The 18,990-nt window shown below is 65.1% G+C and carries 18 protein-coding genes and 1 tRNA gene; 9 read left to right on the top strand and 10 right to left on the bottom strand.

What is annotated here, in order from left to right; translation table 11 throughout:
• The first annotated feature begins 20 nt into the window (after positions 1 to 20).
• A complete protein-coding gene (locus D4Q51_RS12480) occupies positions 21 to 479 on the top strand; it encodes an MEKHLA domain-containing protein (protein ID WP_162925320.1) in 459 nt (152 codons plus the stop codon).
• On the opposite strand, the gene D4Q51_RS12475 is transcribed toward D4Q51_RS12480, so the two are convergent.
• Entirely contained in the window at positions 469 to 924 is a 456-nt protein-coding gene (locus tag D4Q51_RS12475; protein ID WP_162925319.1) for a carboxypeptidase-like regulatory domain-containing protein, read from the bottom strand. The two genes, D4Q51_RS12480 and D4Q51_RS12475, sit on opposite strands and share 11 nt — an antisense overlap.
• A gap of 66 nt (positions 925 to 990) precedes the next feature.
• Entirely contained in the window at positions 991 to 2,007 is a 1,017-nt protein-coding gene (locus D4Q51_RS12470) for a DNA topoisomerase IB (protein WP_120078098.1), read from the bottom strand.
• Between the two features lie 177 nt (positions 2,008 to 2,184).
• Between D4Q51_RS12470 and yghU the strand changes: the two genes are divergently transcribed.
• Entirely contained in the window at positions 2,185 to 3,051 is an 867-nt protein-coding gene (gene yghU, locus D4Q51_RS12465) for a glutathione-dependent disulfide-bond oxidoreductase (RefSeq protein WP_120078097.1), read from the top strand.
• A 62-nt stretch (positions 3,052 to 3,113) separates the two neighbouring features.
• Positions 3,114 to 3,188: transfer RNA gene (locus D4Q51_RS12460), tRNA-Gln, on the top strand.
• Between the two features lie 67 nt (positions 3,189 to 3,255).
• Here D4Q51_RS12460 and D4Q51_RS12455 read toward each other — a convergent pair.
• Positions 3,256 to 4,509, bottom strand: a complete 1,254-nt coding sequence (locus D4Q51_RS12455; protein ID WP_162925318.1) for a lipopolysaccharide biosynthesis protein — start codon at positions 4,507 to 4,509, stop codon at positions 3,256 to 3,258.
• A gap of 85 nt (positions 4,510 to 4,594) precedes the next feature.
• Here D4Q51_RS12455 and D4Q51_RS12450 point away from each other — a divergent pair, with 85 nt between their 5' ends.
• Positions 4,595 to 4,987, top strand: coding sequence for a VOC family protein (locus D4Q51_RS12450; RefSeq protein ID WP_162925317.1), 393 nt, complete (start codon positions 4,595 to 4,597; stop codon positions 4,985 to 4,987).
• An 8-nt stretch (positions 4,988 to 4,995) separates the two neighbouring features.
• Here D4Q51_RS12450 and D4Q51_RS12445 read toward each other — a convergent pair whose 3' ends face one another.
• From D4Q51_RS12445 to D4Q51_RS12415, 7 genes are all read right to left on the bottom strand, one after another.
• Positions 4,996 to 6,372: an MFS transporter gene (locus tag D4Q51_RS12445; protein WP_120078095.1), complete on the bottom strand. Its 1,377-nt coding sequence runs from the start codon at positions 6,370 to 6,372 to the stop codon at positions 4,996 to 4,998.
• A gap of 45 nt (positions 6,373 to 6,417) precedes the next feature.
• Positions 6,418 to 7,092: a retropepsin-like aspartic protease family protein gene (locus tag D4Q51_RS12440; RefSeq protein ID WP_120078094.1), complete on the bottom strand. Its 675-nt coding sequence runs from the start codon at positions 7,090 to 7,092 to the stop codon at positions 6,418 to 6,420.
• A 45-nt stretch (positions 7,093 to 7,137) separates the two neighbouring features.
• Complete coding sequence (gene egtD / locus D4Q51_RS12435; protein WP_120078093.1) at positions 7,138 to 8,124, bottom strand: L-histidine N(alpha)-methyltransferase; 987 nt, start codon at positions 8,122 to 8,124, stop codon at positions 7,138 to 7,140.
• Between the two features lie 2 nt (positions 8,125 to 8,126).
• On the bottom strand, positions 8,127 to 9,389 hold the full coding sequence (gene egtB, locus D4Q51_RS12430) for an ergothioneine biosynthesis protein EgtB (RefSeq protein WP_240624716.1): 1,263 nt from the start codon (positions 9,387 to 9,389) through the stop codon (positions 8,127 to 8,129).
• Between the two features lie 104 nt (positions 9,390 to 9,493).
• Positions 9,494 to 11,287, bottom strand: a complete 1,794-nt coding sequence (locus D4Q51_RS12425; RefSeq protein ID WP_162925316.1) for a sensor domain-containing diguanylate cyclase — start codon at positions 11,285 to 11,287, stop codon at positions 9,494 to 9,496.
• 116 nt (positions 11,288 to 11,403) lie between these two features.
• A complete protein-coding gene (locus D4Q51_RS12420) occupies positions 11,404 to 12,783 on the bottom strand; it encodes a class II 3-deoxy-7-phosphoheptulonate synthase (protein ID WP_120078091.1) in 1,380 nt (459 codons plus the stop codon).
• Positions 12,784 to 12,922: 139 nt separating this feature from the next.
• Positions 12,923 to 15,874, bottom strand: a complete 2,952-nt coding sequence (locus tag D4Q51_RS12415) for a M16 family metallopeptidase (protein ID WP_120078090.1) — start codon at positions 15,872 to 15,874, stop codon at positions 12,923 to 12,925.
• Positions 15,875 to 16,005: 131 nt separating this feature from the next.
• Between D4Q51_RS12415 and D4Q51_RS12410 the strand changes: the two genes are divergently transcribed.
• From D4Q51_RS12410 to D4Q51_RS12390, 5 genes are all read left to right on the top strand, one after another.
• Positions 16,006 to 16,587: a NifU family protein gene (locus tag D4Q51_RS12410; protein WP_120078089.1), complete on the top strand. Its 582-nt coding sequence runs from the start codon at positions 16,006 to 16,008 to the stop codon at positions 16,585 to 16,587.
• A gap of 78 nt (positions 16,588 to 16,665) precedes the next feature.
• Positions 16,666 to 17,259: a malonic semialdehyde reductase gene (locus D4Q51_RS12405; protein WP_120078088.1), complete on the top strand. Its 594-nt coding sequence runs from the start codon at positions 16,666 to 16,668 to the stop codon at positions 17,257 to 17,259.
• 26 nt (positions 17,260 to 17,285) lie between these two features.
• Complete coding sequence (gene tsaB, locus D4Q51_RS12400) at positions 17,286 to 17,906, top strand: tRNA (adenosine(37)-N6)-threonylcarbamoyltransferase complex dimerization subunit type 1 TsaB (protein ID WP_120078087.1); 621 nt, start codon at positions 17,286 to 17,288, stop codon at positions 17,904 to 17,906.
• Between the two features lie 20 nt (positions 17,907 to 17,926).
• Entirely contained in the window at positions 17,927 to 18,358 is a 432-nt protein-coding gene (locus tag D4Q51_RS12395; protein WP_240624715.1) for a GNAT family N-acetyltransferase, read from the top strand.
• 169 nt (positions 18,359 to 18,527) lie between these two features.
• Complete coding sequence (locus D4Q51_RS12390; protein ID WP_120078085.1) at positions 18,528 to 18,962, top strand: Ros/MucR family transcriptional regulator; 435 nt, start codon at positions 18,528 to 18,530, stop codon at positions 18,960 to 18,962.
• The last annotated feature ends 28 nt before the right edge of the window (positions 18,963 to 18,990 follow it).

The raw sequence follows: 18,990 nt of genomic DNA, 5'->3' as shown, positions 1-18,990 counted from the left end.
GAGCGGGCTATTCCCGGCCCGTGACGAGCGCGAATTTCAAACGGATGCAGGAAAGCGCGGGCGAACGGCTGGCGCTGCTGCTGGAATGCTATCACAGGCTGACGGGCGAGATTCTGGCCGCCGACGCCGATGCCCTGTGGAACGCGACCTGTGCCGTGCTGGCGCACGATCGCTCGGTTCCGCCTGAGTTCTTCTACGCCAACGCTCGCACGCTTTCGCTGTTCAAGCGATCCGCCGACACGATGATCGGCCTCCCCTCGCACCTTTCCGCCGAGCCGGATGCGCGCGAGGAGCGGGCGGCCATGTTCGCCAAGCTGGAAGCGAAGGACATCGTGACCGGTTACTCCGGCATTCGCGTAGCGGCGGACGGGTCGCGCTTTCGCATCGTGGACGCGGCGATCTGGAACCTGCGCGATGCGAGCGGCACCCTGCACGGGCAGGCGGCGCGGATCGAAGCGGTGGAGATGCTCAGCCGGTGAAATCGGGCAGCGAGAGCGGTTCGCGCGTTTCGGCCTGCGCGGTCATCCGGCGGGCTTCATCCCACGCCTGCGCCATCAGCGCCTCGGCCAGCATGGCCTCCACCGGGTTGATGCCGTTGCGCGCCTGCTCCAGCGAGGCGCTGGAATAGAGGAAGATGTTGCGCGTCGCCTCGCCCATTTCGGGAACCTCGGCTTCGGCAAACTGGCGCTCGTCATTGGCAAGTTCCACGGCCACGCGGTGCTCGCCCGCTGCCAGCCCTTCGAAACGATAGGTGCCATTGGCGTCGGTGATGGTGGAGAGGCCCAGCGCCGGGATCGTCACCTGCGCCCCTGCCACCGGGCGCGCGGTGGAATCGTTCACCGTGCCGGAAAGGTCGCCTGCATGGGCGAGGCTCGGCATGGCGAATAGAGCGGCGGCGCTGGCAAGGATGGCGATGCGGGTCATGCGCTCGTGCAAGACACGAGTTTTGTTACGAGACGGCGACTCTTTCGTGACAGGCGCGTGGCAAGGTCAGGCCGCCGCCAGCAGTTCCTCCGCCGCGGGGGAGGCTTCCAGCAGTTCCAGCAGGGCGCGTTCCCAGCGGTTCTGATACTGCGTGCGGCGCGGCAGTTTCAGCGACGCGCGCCATTCCTCCTGCCGCGCGATCAGGTCTATCACCGCCGGGTGGACATAGCTCTTGCGCGTCACGGCAGGCGTGTTGCCGAGGTATTCCGCCACCCGTTCCAGCACGGCCTTGATCGTCAGCACCTCGTCCGCCTCTCCCAGCAGGCGCAGGGCCATCACGCTGGCGTGCCAGGTGCGGAAGTTCTTGGCGGTGAAAGCTTCGCCCGTCGTCTCGCCCAGGTAGGCGTTGACGTCGCCCGAACTGACTTCGTGCACGGCGCTGTCCTCGTCCACCCAGCAGAACAGGTGCTGGCCGGGCAGGTCCTGCATCTTGCGCACGCAGGCGGCCAGCGCATCGTCGGACAGTTCCATGTCGCGCTCCTTGCCGCCCTTGCCGGTAAAGCGCAGGCGCAGCGTCCGCCCGGTCAGTTCGGCGTGGCGGCGGCGCAGCGTGGTTGCGCCGAAGCTGCGGTTCTCGCGGGCGTAACTGGTGTTGCCGACGCGGATCGCGCCAAGGTCCAGCAGGCGCACGACACTGGCGATCGCCCGCTCCCGGTGGACGCCGCGTGCGCGCATGTCCTGTTCCACGCGCTTGCGCAGCAGCGGCAGGCTTTCGCCGAAAGCGACGCATCCGTCGAACTTCTCGCTCTCGCGCCAGATGCGGAATTCGGGGTGGTAGCGATACTGCTTGCGCCCGCGCGCATCCACGCCGGTTGCCAGGATATGGCCGTTGGGGACAGGGCAATACCACGCATCGATATAGGCGGGCGGCAGGGCGATGGCGTTGAGGCGCTGCTTCTCCGCCCGGTCGGTGATCAGCGTGCCGTCGGGATCGTAGTAGGCCCAACCCTTGCCTGCCCCCTTGCGGGTGATGCCGGGCAGGCTGTCATCCACATGGATGAGGTTGGAAGGGCGCGTTGCCATGGTGCGCGGATAACGGCCTGATATGGCGGGCGGTTCCGCAGGCTGGACGAAAGACCGGGTGCCCCGCCATCGCGGACGAGAAAGCGCGACTGGCCCCTTCCCCAAGGATAGCTTTCTTGCAGCGCCCGCGCCCACGACCCATGTTGCGCGCCAACACACGATTGCAGGAGAACGCCCATGTCCGATGTCTACACCCCGCCAGAAGTCTGGCAGCCGGAGGAGAACGGCGGGAAATTTTCCGGCATCAATCGCCCCACGGCCGGCGCGCGCGAGCAGAAGGAGCTGCCGGTGGGCGAGCATCCCTTCCAGCTCTATTCGCTGGGCACGCCCAACGGCGTGAAAGTCACCATCATGTTCGAGGAGCTGCTGGAACGCGGCTATGCCGAGGCGGAATACGATGCGTGGATGATCAAGATCTTCGAAGGCGAGCAGTTCTGGTCGGGTTTCGTCGATCTCAATCCCAATTCCAAGATTCCCGCCCTTCTCGACCGGTCGGGCGACACGCCTTTCCGCGTTTTCGAGAGCGGCGCGATCCTGCAGCACCTGGCGGAGAAGTTCGACTACCTGCTGCCAAAGACCAATCCGGCCCGCGCCGAAACGCTTAGCTGGCTCAACTGGCAGATGGGCACCGCCCCCTTCATCGGGGGCGGCTTCGGCCACTTCTACGAATATGCGCCCGAGAAATACGAATACCCTATCAACCGCTATTCGATGGAAACGAAGCGCATCTTCGACGTAGCGAACAACCAGCTGACGAAGACGAACTTCCTGGCAGGAGACGAACTGACCATCGCCGATATCGCCGCCTACCCGTGGCTGGGGAACCTCTACCACGGCGCCTACAGCGGATCGGACAGGTTCCTCTCGCTGCACGAATACGAGAACGTGGGCCGCTGGGTGAAGGAAATCGACGCCCGCCCCGCGGCGATCCGCGGGCGGCTGGTGAACACCGAGGCCATGCCCGAACGCCACAGTGCCGCCGATTTCGGCAATGTCGAGGACAAGAGCCTGTTCGATCGCGTGCGCAAGCGCGCGAATGTTTGAGAGTTAGGCAAAAGGGGCGGGTTGCGCCGCGCGCGCGGCCCGCTATATGAGCGCGCTCCTGCTGGGGTGTAGCCAAGTGGTAAGGCATCGGTTTTTGGTACCGACATTCGCAGGTTCGATCCCTGCCACCCCAGCCATATTTCCTGCGGAAACATGCCCGGTGTGTTCGGGTGGCGCAGGTTCGATCCCTGCCACCCCAGCCATCTATCCCTGACCTTCGCCCACACCCGTCCGCGTCGCCAGCACGAAGCCGGTGACAGCGAACACGCTTGTGCCCAGCACCACCAGCGCCGCGCCTGCCGCGCCCAGCCAGTCGATCAGCCACGGCAGCGCAGCGAGGCCGATTGCGGTAGGAATGCCGCGCAACAGGAAGTTGGTGATGGCCTTGCCGTACGCCAGCAGCAGCGCTTCAACGCTGGCCCCTGCCAGTTCAAGCGCGGCGGCGGCGGCGAGGATGATCATCGGCCAGTAGGCGGCAAGGAAGGCGCTGCCCGCGATGGCAACGATGATCCATTCGCCAGCAATCAGGCCAAAGCCCACCACGATCACGCCGGTGACGATAGCGAGCTTCGTCATCTTGCCCGCCAGCTTGCGCGCGCTTTCGGGATTGCGCACGAGTTCGGGATAGACGGCGCGCAGTAGCGCCTGTGCCAGCTTCAGCAGCCCCTCGCCCAGTTGCGCCGCTACGCGGTAAATGCCTGCCAGCGCCGCGCCGCCGAACGCGCCCACCAGCAGCACGAGCAACTGGCGGCTGGCGATCGTGAGCATTCCGGTGAGCGAAGTACCGATCACGAAACTCCATGTGCCTCCGGTTAGCGCGGCCTGCTCTTTCGGCAGGCGGGTGAGGCTGAAGCGGCGCCAGCGGATCGTCTCGGTCTGCCCGGCCATGCGCCAGTACATCGCGGCTGTCGCGATCTCGGCAATGCCCCAGACTACGATGAAAGCGGCGATGCTTGGCGCGGTGAAGGCGACCACGGCAGCGCCCGCTGCGCGCATTACGCTGGTGGTGGCATCGGCGGCGGCGGCGCGCGCGTACCTGTCGTGTACGCGCAGCAGGCCGGTGGGGGTCGAGCGGATCGAGAGGAGTGAGACCAGCGTGAACAGGAAAGTCGGGAGACGCAATTCGGACGAGATCGGCAGCCAGTCCCCGGCCAGTGCGAGTATCAGCGCCGCAGCTATCGTTCCGACAGTGATCGTCACCGCATCCAGCGCGAGGGCATAGCCGGTCGCGGTGTTGCGCCCGTCTTCGTCCTGTCCCCAGCGCACGACGGCCTGCCACGTCTGGAAGCTGGTGAAGCCCACCACGAGCTGCGCGAAGGTGAAGGCGATCACGAACTGGCCGAAGCCTTCCAGCCCCAGCGCCCGCGTGGCCAGGGCGAGGTAGACGAGGCTGAGCACCGCGTTGATTCCGCGCGCGCCCATCAGCCAGCCGGTGTTCTGTAGCGCACGACGCATCATGATGCCCCCGCCCCTGCCCCACGGCGACGGGAATTGCAAAAGCCAACTGCGCGCGGCACATGTAACCGGGAGGGGAGACACGACCATGACAATACCCGCGGCCCGGCTGGCCTTCTTCAAGCTGAACGTGCCCGATGCAAACGCGGCGCGCACCTTCTGGGAGGACGCCTTCGGCTTCGCCGTGACGCAGACCTACGACGAGGACAGCTTCGTCGAGCATATCATGGCGCTGCCGGGACAGGCTGAGGCGGGACCGAGCCTGATGCTGGTGGAGAGCAAGCCAGCGCGCGACGTTTCCGTGGGGCCGGGCCACGGCCCTCTTGGCCTGGTCTGCGACGATATCGCCGCCAGCCATGCCCATGCGGTGCAATCGGGTGCGACATCGCTGATGGATCCGCTCGACGTCGGCGGTGTGATCGTCTCGATGCTGAAATCACCACAGGGGCACGAGATCGAACTGGTTCAGCCGCTCGGCTGACGCGGTTCCTACGCCTTGGCGCCCTGCCGTCCGCCGATCACGCCGCCGTTCACCACGCCCAGCGCGAACACCAGTGCGGCGATCACCAGAGCCGGGATCGCCGTCACCGTCATGATCGCCTCCAGCGGCATGGCCGCCGCCAGCGCCAGCCCGCCCAGCGCCGGGAAGGCAATGCCGCCCAGCCTCCCGAAACCGCCCGCCCAGCCGATCCCGCTGGAGCGCATTTCCGGCGGGTAGCTGAGCGTTGCGAGGTTGTTGATGCCGGTCTGCCCGCCGACCTGCGCGAAGTTCCACACCACCAGCGCGGTGACGAAAGCGACGGCAAGCTGCGGCGGAATCTGGCCCAGCGAGAAGATCGCCACGGCATCGATCACGAAGTAGGCGGTGATGAGCCAGTAGGGATTCATCCGGTCCATCAGCCAGCCCATCACCAGCGTGCCCGACGCGCCGCCGAAGTAGCCGATGATCATGTAGAAGGCGAAGACCTCCAGCGAGAGGTCCGCGAATTCGTACAGGAAGGTGGCGAGGTAATTCGCCAGCAACGCGATGTTGCCGAGGCTGAAGAAGCACAGCGCGAACAGCAGGATCGTCTGCACCCGGTAGCGCGAGCCGAACATGGCGAGCGGGCCGTATTTCGAGACTTCCGCCTGGTCGCCCATGTAGAACTCGGTATCCTCGGCCAGTTGCACCTCGGGACTACGCCGACGGATCGCCTCGGCAATGCGCGGGTCGCGGCCGTTGCGGTTCACGCGGAAAGACAGGCTCTCGGGAATGAACAGCAAAAACAGAAGCGCGGCGAGCGGCACCACGCCGCCGACGATGAAGAAGCCCTCCCAGCCCAGCTCATCGAGGAACTGGTTCACCATGATCCCGCTGCCGAGGTTGCCGCCGGAAAAGCATACCAGTGCAATCGACATGAACAGCGCGCGCCGTTTCTTGGGCGTGCTCTCGGAAAGCAGGGCGAGGCCGATGGGGAGCATGGCAGCAAAGAAGATGCCGGCCACGCCGCGCAGGATGGCGAGCATGTCGAAACTGGTGGACCACGCGGCCCACAGCGTCAGCGATCCGAACACCGAAAGGCATAGTCCCAGCACCGGCTTCCTGCCGATACGGTCGGCCAGCGGCGGCATGATAAAGGCCCCAATCGCCATGCCGATCTGCTGGTAATTCACCACCGGCGCCATATCGACGGACGTGCCGCCCAGCCCCTCGGCAATGGCGGGCAGGATCTTGCCGAGAAAATACATGTCGAAACCATCGAGGAACAGCACGATGGAAACGATCACCAGCGTCGCGATCTCGCGTTTCCCGACGGGCCGATTGTCGATGTATTCGGCAACGTCGAAACGTGCGCGCTCGCCTGTGTCGGCGTTGGTGCTGGCCATGTCCTCTCCCTCAGGCGGGGAGATTGACGATGTCCGAACCTTACGTCAACGGGCGCTTTCCAGCGCCGGCTGCGGGTTGTTGGGTACGAGGATGAGCTCGCCCTGTTCGATCCGCACGCTGGCAAGGCGAGACAGCAGATTCATGCCGATGACGTTGGTTTCTCCCAGCCCCGGCGCGATCACCGCGTCGAGACCGTTCGCGGCCACGTTACCGAAGCGCAGGCTCTCGATGCTGGTGAGGTGCGCGGCGACGGTGCCGTTGGCGGTCTGCAGGCGGATGGGCAGGCCGCCGTCGCGCGCTTCCAGCCCGGCGGCTTCGGCCGTTTCCTGGCTGACGGCGGTCAGCGTGGCACCGGTATCGACCATGAAGGGGAAGCGCTGGCCGTTGACCTCTGCCTCCAGCCAGTAGTGCCCGTCGCGCGACAGGGGAACGCGGGTCTCCCCGCCCTGCACCACCTGTTCGGGCAGGCCGAGTTCCGGCACGGCCATCGAGAAGCGCGGGTCCAGGCGCGAGAGTTGCAGCACCACCAGCACCAGTACGCCCACCAGCGTGAGCGTGCTGGCATAGCGCAGCAGGCGGCCCAGCGCAGGCACGCGCGAAAGGAGCAGCGAGCCAACAACACCCGCCACCATTGCCGCCACGGCCGCCATCAGCAGGCCCGATTGCGGAATCTCGCGGATCATCATGGCAAGCTGATCGAAGATGGCGGCAACGTCCATGACAAGCAATATAGGGTGCGTCGCCTGAATTTGTTAAGAACGATCTCAGGGCGCGGCGCGCTTTATCGTCGCTTCGGCAAGGATGACGGAGAACCGGCCTTCCGCATCGGTCCAGCGGCCCACAGGTGTCCAGTGTCCGCCCAGCAGCAGTGTGTTGGCACTCCGCTTGCCGAACTTGTGGCTGTTCTCCGTATGGATCGTCTCGCCCGCCTGCATGGCGAAAGTCCTGCCTGCCACTTCGAATTCGACGTCGGCGTCGGCCACGGCGTGCATCTCGATGCGGGCGAAGGTGTCGTTCCAGCGCGCGTCGTGGTGGAACTTCTCGACCGGGATGTTGCCGCCAAGCTCGCGGTTGATGCGGCGCAGCAGGTTCAGGTTGAACTCGGCGGTAACGCCAGCCGCATCGTCGTAGGCAGCTTCCAGCACCTTGCGGTCCTTTATCAGGTCCATGCCGATCAGCAGCTTGGCCTTGTCGCCCAGCGTCTCGCGCATGGAGCGCAGCAGGTCCACCGCCGTTCGCGGCACCATGTTGCCGATGGTGGAACCGGGGAAGAACCCGAGCTTGGGCATGTCCGCCACTTCGGCGGGAAGCTCCACCTTCTTCGTGAAGTCGGCCTCCACCGGATGGACCGGCAGGCCGGGAAACTTGGCGGAAAGGTCCGCCGCCGCAGCGCGCAGGAAATCGCCAGCGATGTCGAGCGGCACATAGGCGCCCGGTTCGATGGCTTTCAGCAATAGTGGTGTCTTCACCGACGATCCGGAGCCGAATTCCACAACCGCGCGGCCCGGACCGATAGCCTCGGCGAATTCCTCGCCGCGGCTTTCCAGAATCTCGGTCTCGGCGCGGGTGGGATAGTATTCGGGGACCTTCGTGATGTCCTCGAACAGTTGCGATCCCGCATCGTCGTAGAGCCAGCGCGCGGGGATGGCCTTCTGCTCCTGCCCCAGCCCCGCCAGTACGTCGGCGCGAAAGGCACGGTCGATCCCCTGCTCGTCGAGGTCGACAAGCTGGATGCCTTGGGAATTGGCCATGTTTACAAATCCTTTGCCAGCCGCAGGCCGGTGAACTGCCAGCGTTGCTGGGGGTAGAAGAAATTGCGGTAGCTTGCCCGCGAATGGCCGCGCACAGTGGCACAGCTGGCGCCTTTCAGCACCCACTGCCCGGCCATGAACTTGCCGTTGTATTCGCCCACTGCGCCCTCGGCTGGCTTGAAGCGCGGATAGGGCAGGTAGCCGGACCGGGTAAACTGCCAAACGTCGCCGAACAGCTCGCCCGTACCAATGGGCGGCGGCGGTGCAGCGGCATCGAGTTGATTGCCCGCAGCGGCATCGAAACGCTGGTCCGTCTCCGGCGCATCCTGCCCGCGCGCGATAGCTTCCCATTCAAACTCGGTCGGCAGGCGGAATCCCGCCCACGAGGCGAAGGCATCGGCCTCGTAATAGGAGATGTGCGACACCGGCGCGTCGGGATCGCGCTCCTGCCACCCGGCATGGGTAAAGTGTTCGCCCTCACGCCAGTAGAGCGGCGCGGAAATGTTGCAGCGGTCGAGCCAGGCCCAGGCGTCGGACAGCCACAGGCGATGATCCTTGTAACCGCCGTCGGCGATGAACTGAGCCCATTCACCATTGGTGACGAGGCGGCGCGACAGCGCGAAAGGCTCCAGCAGCACGCGGTGCGCGGGGCCTTCGTTATCGAAAGCGAAGCCATCCGACTGGTTGCCCACGCGGGCGATGCCGCCGGGATGCTCTATCCAGCCGTCCTGCTGTGCGCTCGGCGCAGCGGGCTGTTTGTCCCAGATCGCGGGGCCGAGCGGGTTCTTGGAGAACGCGTGCTTGATATCGGTCAGCAGCAATTCGATGTGCTGCTGCTCGTGCGCTATGCCCAGTTCGATCAGGTCCGCGCAGCGCTCGTCCGTCATCAGCGACTGCATCGCCTCGTTCACGTGCGCGCGCCATTCGAGCACTTGCGATAGCGTGGGCCTCGTCACCAGGCCGCGATTGCCGCGCATGATGCGCTCGCCCTCGGCCTCGTAATAGGAGTTGAACAGGAACGGCCATTGCTCGTCGAACAGTCGAAAACCCGACACGTGATCGCGCAGCAGAAAGGTTTCCCAGAACCACGTGGTGTGCGCGGCATGCCACTTTGCGGGCGAGGCATCTTCCATCGACTGGATGGTGGCATCGGCCTCGCTCAGTGGTTCGAGCAGGCCCTCCATCAGGGCGCGCGTCGCGGCAAAACGGTCTGCCAGAGACGGCACGGGCCGGTCCGAAAGCTGGCGGGTAATGGTCTGGGACAAGGTCCTCTCCCGGAAGACGATCTGTGAACGTCCTACGAACGAATGGCCTATCGGGTTTCCGATTAAAACCCCTGTTCCGAACAAAATACCCCGAAAGCGGGGCGTCAGGCAGCGCGTTGCACCCGGTTGCGCCCGGCTCCTTTCGCTTCGTAAAGCGCCGCGTCGGCGCGGGCAAGGAGGCTCCCGCAATCGTCTCCGGGGCGGAAATAGGCCAATCCCACGCTGATCGTCACGCTGGGCAGGCGAGTGCCGGTAAAGCCCTGCTCGACCGCTTGGCGCAACCGTTCTGCCAGCAGCCGCGCCGCGCTCTCCTGCGTGCCTGCGATCAGCCACACGAATTCCTCGCCGCCGATGCGCCCCAGCACGTCGCCCTTGCGCGCCTGTGCCCGGGCAATCTCGGCAACCCGCTGGATCACCTCGTCGCCAACCTGGTGGCCGTAGGTGTCGTTCACCGACTTGAAGTAATCGATATCGAACAGCATCGCGCTCAAGGGGCTGCCACAGTTTTCCGCAACCAGGGTCATGCTGTCGAGTTTGGCGAAGGTGCAGCGCCTGTTCGGAAGGTCGGTCAGCGGATCGGTGTTGGCCAGCTTCTGCGCCTCGGTTGCGAGCCGCATTGCGCGGCTGCGTGCAGTGTCGAGCGCTTCTTCCCGGCGCACCTGTTCGGTCACGTCCATCGCCACGCCGAACACCGCGGTGCGTTTGCCGCGAGGATCGAATTCGTTCAGCATCGTCATGCGCAGCACCCGCTCGAGCTGGTTCGTCGGCCGGATGCGATAGGTGAAGGTGTAGGTGCCCACTGTCTCCTTGTTCCTGGCGATCTGCCCGAAAACCTCGCTGCCACCGTCGGGCAGGCGATGGCGCATATCACCGGGATCGGGCGCGAGGGAGCGCGGCAGGCCGTTCATCTCCAGCATCTTGGGCGACCAGTCCTGCTCTCCCGTCACGAGATCGAGCCGCCAGCGCCCGATGGAGGCGGTTTCCTCGGCCAGGTCGAACAGCATCAGGCTCTCGCGCATCTCCCGGTTGCGGGCGATGAGTTCGCGCTGCAACTGCTGGCGCTTCATCAGGGCGGAAGCGATCGGCAAGGCGGTTGCGAGCATGGTGAACATCCAGGTTTGCAGGACCAGCGTGGCCTCGCCCGCGGGCACCGCGAGATGGGGCATGGGGGAGCCTGCCACGACGCTGAGCGCGGTGGCGCAGGCGGCATAGATCAGCACGACCAGCAGGCTGGCCATCTGGCCGTAGCGCACGGCTGCCATCACCATGGCCGCCACCAGCAGCGGCATCAGCGTGACCTGCGAGACCTGCAGGGCGAGCAAGGCCAGCCCCGCGCAGGCGATCAGCCAGGGATATAGCGATCCCTCCACGCCCGAGTTCGCCACATCGCTTCCGCGCGCGGTAAGCTTGCGCACCACGCCCAGCAGGATGGGGGAGAAGATGATCACGGCAAGCACGTTGGCCATGAACCACCAGGAAAACTCCCCGACGGTCTGCTCTGCGCGGAAGGGAATGGCGATCAGCGCACCTGCAAGGCATCCCGCGATGGCCGCGGCGAAGGCTCCGCCAAGTTGCCGGAACTTGCGCGGCACCTGGCTGCGCCCGCCCATGGCCATGGTGCTGAGGCTGGCGATGATGGCGGACTGCACCACGCTGGAAATGGAATAGACGGTCGCTTCGGCCAACGGGATGCCCGCGCTCCAGATCGTGGCCGCCTGCATCGGCAGCAGGACCAGCGCCAGCAAGGCCCAGTGCCTCTGCCGCACCACATAGAACGCGGCAACCGCCACGCCTGAGGGCACCCAGACGAGGATCACTCCGCCCAGCACATCGCGCAGGGCAAGACAGCCGAGCGCCGCGAGAGCCCAGATCAATCCTGCCAGAATAGGTTCGCGCAACGCGCGCCAGACATCCACCTAGGCTGCTCCCCATGCACAACGATGGGGATGCCATAGGGGTGATGTATGAGCGGAGGTGCGTCAGCCGGATAGGGATAACACCCTATCCGGGAACTTTATTCCGCCGCTTCGCGCGCTTCGCCCAGTTCCAGGTTGATCATTTCGGCCAGCAGGAACGACAGTTCCAGCGACTGCGCCGCGTTGAGGCGCGGGTCGCAGTGCGTGTGGTAACGATCGGCCAGCCCCTCGTCGGTGATGGCAACGGCCCCGCCGGTGCACTCGGTCACGTCCTGCCCGGTCATTTCCACGTGGATGCCGCCCGCATGGGTGCCTTCCGCACGGTGCACGGCGAAGAAGCCGCGCACTTCGGAAAGGATGCGGTCGAACGGTCGGGTCTTGTAGCCGCTGTCGGACTTGATGACGTTGCCGTGCATCGGGTCGCAGCTCCACACCACCGGGTGTCCCTCGCGCTCGATGGCGCGCACCAGCGGCGGCAGGCCGTCTTCCACCTTGCCCGCGCCGAAGCGGCTGATGAGCGTGATGCGGCCCGGCTCGCGCGCGGGGTTCAGCACGTCCAGCATCTTCAGCAGCGCGTCCGGCTCCAGCGAGGGGCCGCACTTCACGCCGATGGGATTGTTCACGCCGCGCAGGAATTCCACGTGGGCGGAATCGATGAAGCGCGTGCGATCGCCGATCCACAGCATATGGGCGGAGGTGTCGTACCAGTCGCCGGTCAGCGAATCCTGCCGCGTCATCGCCTGCTCGTAAGGCAGCAGCAGCGCCTCGTGACTGGTGTAGAACGTCGCGGTCTTGAGCGATTGCTGGTCCTCGATATCGACACCGCAGGCCTCGATAAAATCGAGCGCTTCGCCGATCCGGTCGGCAATCTGCTTGAACTCGCTGGTCCAGGCGCTGCGCTCCATGAAATCCAGCGTCCACTGATGCACCTGCCGCAGGTTGGCATAGCCGCCGCCTGCAAAGGCGCGCAGCAGGTTCAGCGTGGCGGCGGCCTGCGAGTAGGCGCGCAGCATCCGCTGCGGATCGTTGCGCCGCGATTCGGGCGCGAAGTCGATGCCGTTCACGTTGTCGCCGAAGTAGCTCGGCAGCGTCATGTCGCCCTGCGTTTCGGTATCGCTGCTGCGCGGCTTTGCGAATTGCCCGGCCATGCGGCCCACTTTAACCACCGGCATCTTGCTGGCGAAAGTCAGCACGGCCGCCATCTGCAGGATTACGCGAAAGGTATCGCGAATGTTGTTGGCGCTGAATTCGGCAAAGCTCTCGGCACAGTCGCCGCCCTGCACGAGGAACGCCTGACCAGAAGCGACCTGCGCCAGATCGGCCTTCAGGTTGCGCGCCTCGCCAGCAAATACCAGCGGCGGAAACCCTGCCAGCGCGCGCTCAGCCTCGGCCAGCGCGTCCGCGTCTTCGTACTTGGGCAGGTGCTTCGCGGTGAAACGGTCCTGTTTCCAGCTCTCGGGTGTCCAGTTCTGTGCCACGTATTCTACTCGTTCATGCGCGCCCGTTCCCCGCCGGGCCATCCAATATCAAAATGCTGGGGAGACAAGGGCTCCTACAGCCCGGTTTCGCGGGGCGCAAAGGTTACTTGAGAAACGGACGCGGGCCAAGCGGACGGGCTCAGCGCCCGGATGTCACCTGCCCCGCCCCCGCACTAACACCTGCCACTGCCCCTTCCGGCAGCACCGAAATCCGCAGGCCCGGCCGCGCGACGAGGTATCGCTGCGCCAGCGCCTGCATCTCTTCCGGCGTGGCATTGGAGTAGTCGCTGTAGAGCGATTGCAGGTAAATCGCCCGGTTCGGGTCGAAGGCCGCGCCTTCCAGCTGGTTCAGCCAGAAGGTGTGGCCGGTACTGGCACGCTCGATGCGCTGACGGATCGGTTCCACCACGCGGGAAAGCTCGTCCGCTGTTGGGCCGTTCTCGGCAAGGTCAGCGACGATCGTCTCGGCCTCGTCATAGAAGGCGGGCACCAGCGCGGGGTCGATCTGCGCAAGGGCAAACACCAGCCCGCCGGACTGCGTATCCAGCGGCCAGCTTGACGTGACGAAGGGCGCATAGGCCGCCCCTGCCCGCTCGCGCAGGCCATCCATCAGGCGGTTGGAGAAGACCTGCGAGAGCAGGTCCAGCTTGCGGCTCTGCACCAGCCCCGCGGAACCGCCCGCAGTTGGCCAGGCGATGACGGCGGCGGCCTGGTCGGTATCGCCCTCGTGCGTCAGGCGCACCGGACCTGCCCCCAGCTCGGGAAATTCGAGCGGACGGTTGGCGACTTCGGGTGCCAGCGGCATACGCGGATCGAGCGCCCCGAACGTGCGCGACAGCGCCTGGATGGTCTCCTCGCGATTGATATCGCCGAACACGGCGACTTCCACCGGACCTTGCGAGAGGAGGCGCGACCATGTGCGGCGGAAGCCCTCCGCCGTTGCATCCCCGATCAGATCCGGCCCTGGCGTGACGAAGCGCGGATCGCGGTCGCGCAGCAACCAATCGAGATCGCGGTTGAGCACGCCGTTGGGATCGCGGCTGTAGGATTCGTAGCTGAGCAAGGCGCTCGCCTTCGCCCGCTCGAATGGAGCGGGGTCCCAGCCGGGTTCCTGCAACTTCTTCGCGAACAGGTAGAGCTGCTCGTCAAGGTCCTCCTGCCGGGTGAGACCTTCGAACACGAAAGCCCCGTCCTCGATCCGGAAATCGAAGCCCAGCTTGCTGCCTGCCGCCGCGCGGTCGAGGTCGTTCTGATCGAGCGGGCCGACGCCGGAATTAACCAGAGCCATTGGCGCGAGGTGGGCATAGGCCGCCTCGTCATCCTCGAATCCGCGCCAGCCAGCGCCGAAACGCACCCGCACGGTAACGCGGCCCGGTTCGTTGTTGCGGCTGAACAGCAGGGCGCGAACGCCGTTCTCGAACTCCAGCCGCTCCACGTCCAGCACGCCAAGCGGCTCGCGCAGCGAAGGCAGCGCGGGATCGCCGACAGGAGGGAGATCAGCGAAATTGATCGGCTCTGCATTCTCGCGCGCACCGGCCAGCGCCACGGCGGGCGATTGCAGCGCGGCGCGCAGTTCCTGCACGTTCGCGTCCATCGGATCGGGCGTGAGCATGATGGCGCGGATCACCTCGCCATCGAACAGCGCCTGCGTCGCTTCCTGCACCTGTGCGGGGGTGAAGCGTTCGCTGATGGAGCGGAAGACCTCGAGGAAGGTTTCCGGGCTGGCCACGGCCTCGCGAATGTCGACGGCCTGCGTGATCTGGTCCGCCAATTGCGAACCTGCCTGGATGCGCGACTGCTCCACCATGTCCACGAAAGCCACGTCGAACAGGGCCACGGCCTGATCGATCTCCGCCTGGCTGGGCGGCTCGTCCAGTGCATCGGCGATCACGCCGCGTACGTCGGAAAGTGCGGTTTCCCAATTCTCGCCAGCCGGTGTGACCGAAACGAACGTGCCGTCGACCGTGCGGCTCACCTTCTCGCGGCCCACGGAGGCGGCAAGATAGCTGCCCCCTGCACGCGCGCGGTTCTCCAGCCGCCGGTTCACCACGGCGGCGGCGACCTGCATGAGCAGATTGCGGCGGTTGTATTCGAGGTTGTCGATCACCTGCACCCACGGACGCATGACGGCGAAGGTCAGCGTGCGCGTCTGGCCGGGTTCGACAACAATGTTCACTTCTCCCACGGGATTGTCCGGGTCGGCACCGGGAGGCGCGACGGGATCGCCGAAATCGGGAGCGGGTGCGGGTTCGCCCGGCACGTCCCAGTCGGCAAAGTGCTTTTCCACCATCGCGGCGAGCACCTGCACATCGGCATCGCCGACGAGGACGACGGTGGCGTTCTCGGGCCTGTACCAGCGCTGGTGGAAGGCCTGCACGGCCTCTGCCGTGGCGCCTTCCAGCGTTTCGACCGTACCGATGGGGCTACGGCTGGCAAGGCGCTGCCCGGAGAACAGCGTGGCGGTGACGGCTTCCTGCACCCGGCGGGCCGGGCCTGCGCGCTCGCGCCGTTCGGACAGAACGATGGGCACGTCGGTCGCCACGTTCTGCGCGGAGAGGGCCGGTTGCGTCACCATGCCGGTGAACAGACGCACGGCATCGTCCATGCTGGATCGCGTGGCGTTGGGAAGGTCCAACTTGTAGACCGTCTGCGTGGGACTTGTGGTGGCGTTGGTATCGTTCCCCAGCGCCGCGCCCTGCCGCTGGAAATGGGGGATCGCCTCGCCGGGGCCGAAAAAGACCGATTCGCGGAACACCAGATGCTCAACCAGGTGAGCAAAGCCGCGCTCTTCCTCGCGCTCGTGGATGGAGCCCGCGTCGATCGCGACGCGCAGGCTCATCTGGCACGGCGGCACGCCGTTCTGGCGCACGGCATAGCGCACACCGTTGGGCAGTTCGCCGAACAGCCATTGCGTGTCGACAGGGATGTCGGTGCCGCGATAGATCCACGGATCGTCCGGCTCTGCATATTGCGGCGCGTCTTCCGCCGTGGCGGGGATGGTGCAACTGGCCTGGAACTGCGCCAGCGCGGGCGCCGGAACAAGGAGGGCGAGCGGGAGAAGTGCGCCTGCGACGCGCGAGAGTAAGGTCATGCTGCCCCTTAGGCCATGAAGCGATGAAGCAAGGGTGAATAGGTGCCCTTTAAACCATGACGGAAAGCCTTGTGCCACCCGCATGGTTCCCGCCCTTGCGAGCGCCTTGCCCCGCGCCTACATCTTGCGCCATGTTCATCGAGACCGAAACCACGCCCAACCCCTCCACCCTGAAGTTCCTTCCCGGGCAGCAGGTGATGCCTTCGGGCACCCGCGATTTCGCCACGCCGGAAGAGGCTGAGGCCAGCCCGCTGGCGCAGGCGCTGTTCGATACAGGCGAAGTGACGGGCGTGTTCTTCGGCAGCGATTTCGTCTCCGTCACCGCTGCACCGGGCGTCGCCTGGGCGGACCTGAAGCCGCAGGTGGTAGCCGTGCTGCTCGATCATTTCGTGTCGCAGGCCCCGCTGTTCACCGGCGGCGATGCCAGCGGCATTTCCGTGCCGCCGGAAGCTGACGAGGCGGACCTTGGCGACGACGAGGGGACCGAGGATATCGTGGCCCAGATCAAGGAATTGATCGAGACGCGCGTACGCCCGGCCGTTGCCAACGATGGCGGTGACATTCGCTATCGCGGTTTCCGTTCCGGCGTGGTCTACCTTGCCATGCAGGGTGCCTGTTCGGGCTGCCCCAGCTCCACCGCTACGCTGAAGCACGGCATCGAGGGGCTGCTGAAGCATTACGTGCCGGAAGTGCAGGAAGTCCGCGCCGCCTGATCGGAAAAAGGCGTTTGAACGATTGCGGGGGTTCGGCGTTGGGACATTGAAACCAACCCACCGGAGATTTCCCCGCAAATGACCGATACGCTTTCCGACGCCGACCTCGACCTGATCTTCCGCGAAGCGCGCAGCATGAATGGCTGGCACGACAAGGAAGTCACCGACGAGCAGATCCACGCCATCTACGAACTGGCGAAGATGGGGCCGACCTCGGCCAACCAGCAACCGGGCCGTTTCGTGTGGTGCAAGTCGAAGGAATCGAAGGAGCGGCTGGCGAAGTGCGCCAGCGAAGGCAACGAGGACAAGATCCTCACCGCGCCCGTCTGCGTCATCATCGGCTACGATCTCGATTTCCACGAACAGCTACCCTGGCTGTTCCCGCACACCGACGCGAAGAGCTGGTTCGAGGGCGACGAGGAAAAGCGGCGCGAGCACGCATTCCGCAACTCCGCCCTGCAAGGTGCCTACCTGATGCTTGCCGCGCGCTCGCTCGGCCTCGACTGCGGCCCGATGTCCGGCTTCGATCAGGATGCGACGACGAAGGAATTCTTCGCCGACCAGCCGCGCTACCGCGCGGACTGGCTGTGCTCTATCGGTTACGGCGACCGTACCACGATCTTCGATCGCAGCCCGCGCCCGGATTTTGACCGTTTCAATCAATTGATCTGATCGCAAACGCCCCCTAACCGGGGCGCGTGAGAACGCTTGCGATAGAATGTGCGACGGAGGCCTGCTCGGCGGCCCTTTTCGATGGCTCTGCACTGGTCGACGGTCGGTGCGAGATCATCGGGCGCGGCCATGCCGAGCGGCTGGTGCCGATGATCGCCGAACTGCCACACAAGGGCCGGGCTGACCGCATCGTCGTCTCGCTCGGCCCCGGCAGCTTTACCGGTGTACGAATCGGCCTTGCCGCGGCGCGTGCGCTGGGGTTGGCCTGGGGCGCGCCGGTGCTGGGCTATCCCACCCTCGAACTCGTGCGCGCGCGCAGTGTGGAGGCCCAACCGCGCGCCGTCACCGTATGCATGAACGGAGGCCACGGCGAATTCTTCGTGCAGAACTTTGCCGCCGATGGCAGCGCGCAGGATGCTGTACGATCTCTTCCGCCAGCCGACGCCGCAAAGGCTGCGAAGCACGAAGTAATCGTCGGGAACAAGGCGAAGGAGCTGGCAGACTTCCTGGGCGACGGCAGGCTGGCGCTGGACCTGTTGCCGGATGCCAATTACGCCCACCTCATCCATGACGTCCGGCTGATATCCGACCTGACGCCCATCTACGGGCGCGGACCCGATGCGAAATTGCCGGAGAGGCGCAGGTGAGGGACGCACTCGATGCCATCATGGCCGTCATGGAAGGAGCCTTCGATCCCCGCTTCGGCGAGGCATGGACGCGGCGGCAGGTGGCCGACTCGCTTACCCTGCGAAATGTCTTCTTTACGCTGATCGATCCGGCGGGGGCGGACCACGTCGATCCGGAACGCGTGACCGGCTTTGCCCTGACGCGCCAAGTACTGGACGAAGAGGAAATCCTCTTGATCGCTGTCCTGCCGGAGCATCGCGGCAAGGGCATCGGCAAGCAATTGTTGCAGGAAGTTATTGATAGGGCCCGCAATCGAAGCGTTACGCGCGTTTTTCTTGAGATGCGCGACGGTAACCCTGCCGAGCACTTGTATCGCGGATTCGGCTTCGAGAAAATTGGTCATCGCGCGGGCTATTACCGCGGGGCTGTTGGCGGACCATTGGATGCCATTACTTTTGCGAAAGATATTTGAAGCAAAAGACAAAGTAAGGGAAATGATAATTCGTTAAGCATTTCTCCAACGTGTTTTCCCGTTTTCCTATCTCAAAGACCTTGTGATTGGCGCGCAATGGCGTAAACGCGCCCGTTCCTTCCCGCCAAGAGGAAGGGTGAATAACGGGTCCCCCAATACCGAGGTACACATGGAAACTACCGAAACCGGTGCCAACGAGATGCTGATCACGCTGACAGCAGATATCGTCACCGCCCACGTCGCCAACAACAATGTGGATGGCGAAACCCTGCCCGGCCTGATCGAAAGCGTCTATGGCGCACTCTCCGGCCTGGGCACCGAAGAAACTGTCGAAGAACGCCCCGAGCCCGCCGTTTCCGTGCGCGCTTCGGTGAAAAACGATCATCTCGTCTGCCTGGAAGACGGCAAGAAGATGAAGATGCTCAAGCGCCACCTGATGACCGATCACGGCATGACGCCGGAAGAGTATCGCGAGCGCTGGAATCTGGGCGCCGACTACCCGATGGTCGCCCCCGACTATGCCGAGAAGCGCCGTGAACTGGCGAAGAAGATCGGCCTCGGCCGCAAGCCCGGTCAGAAGCGCGGGCGCAAGAAGGCTGCCTAAGCGCCTGTAGATGGGCGAAGGCCCAAGC

Source organism: Aurantiacibacter odishensis, assembly GCF_003605195.1.
GTDB classification, from domain to species: Bacteria; Pseudomonadota; Alphaproteobacteria; order Sphingomonadales; family Sphingomonadaceae; genus Alteraurantiacibacter; species Alteraurantiacibacter odishensis.
The sequence above is the reverse complement of the archived record's forward strand: the minus strand, read 5'-3'. Positions and strand labels throughout refer to the sequence as shown.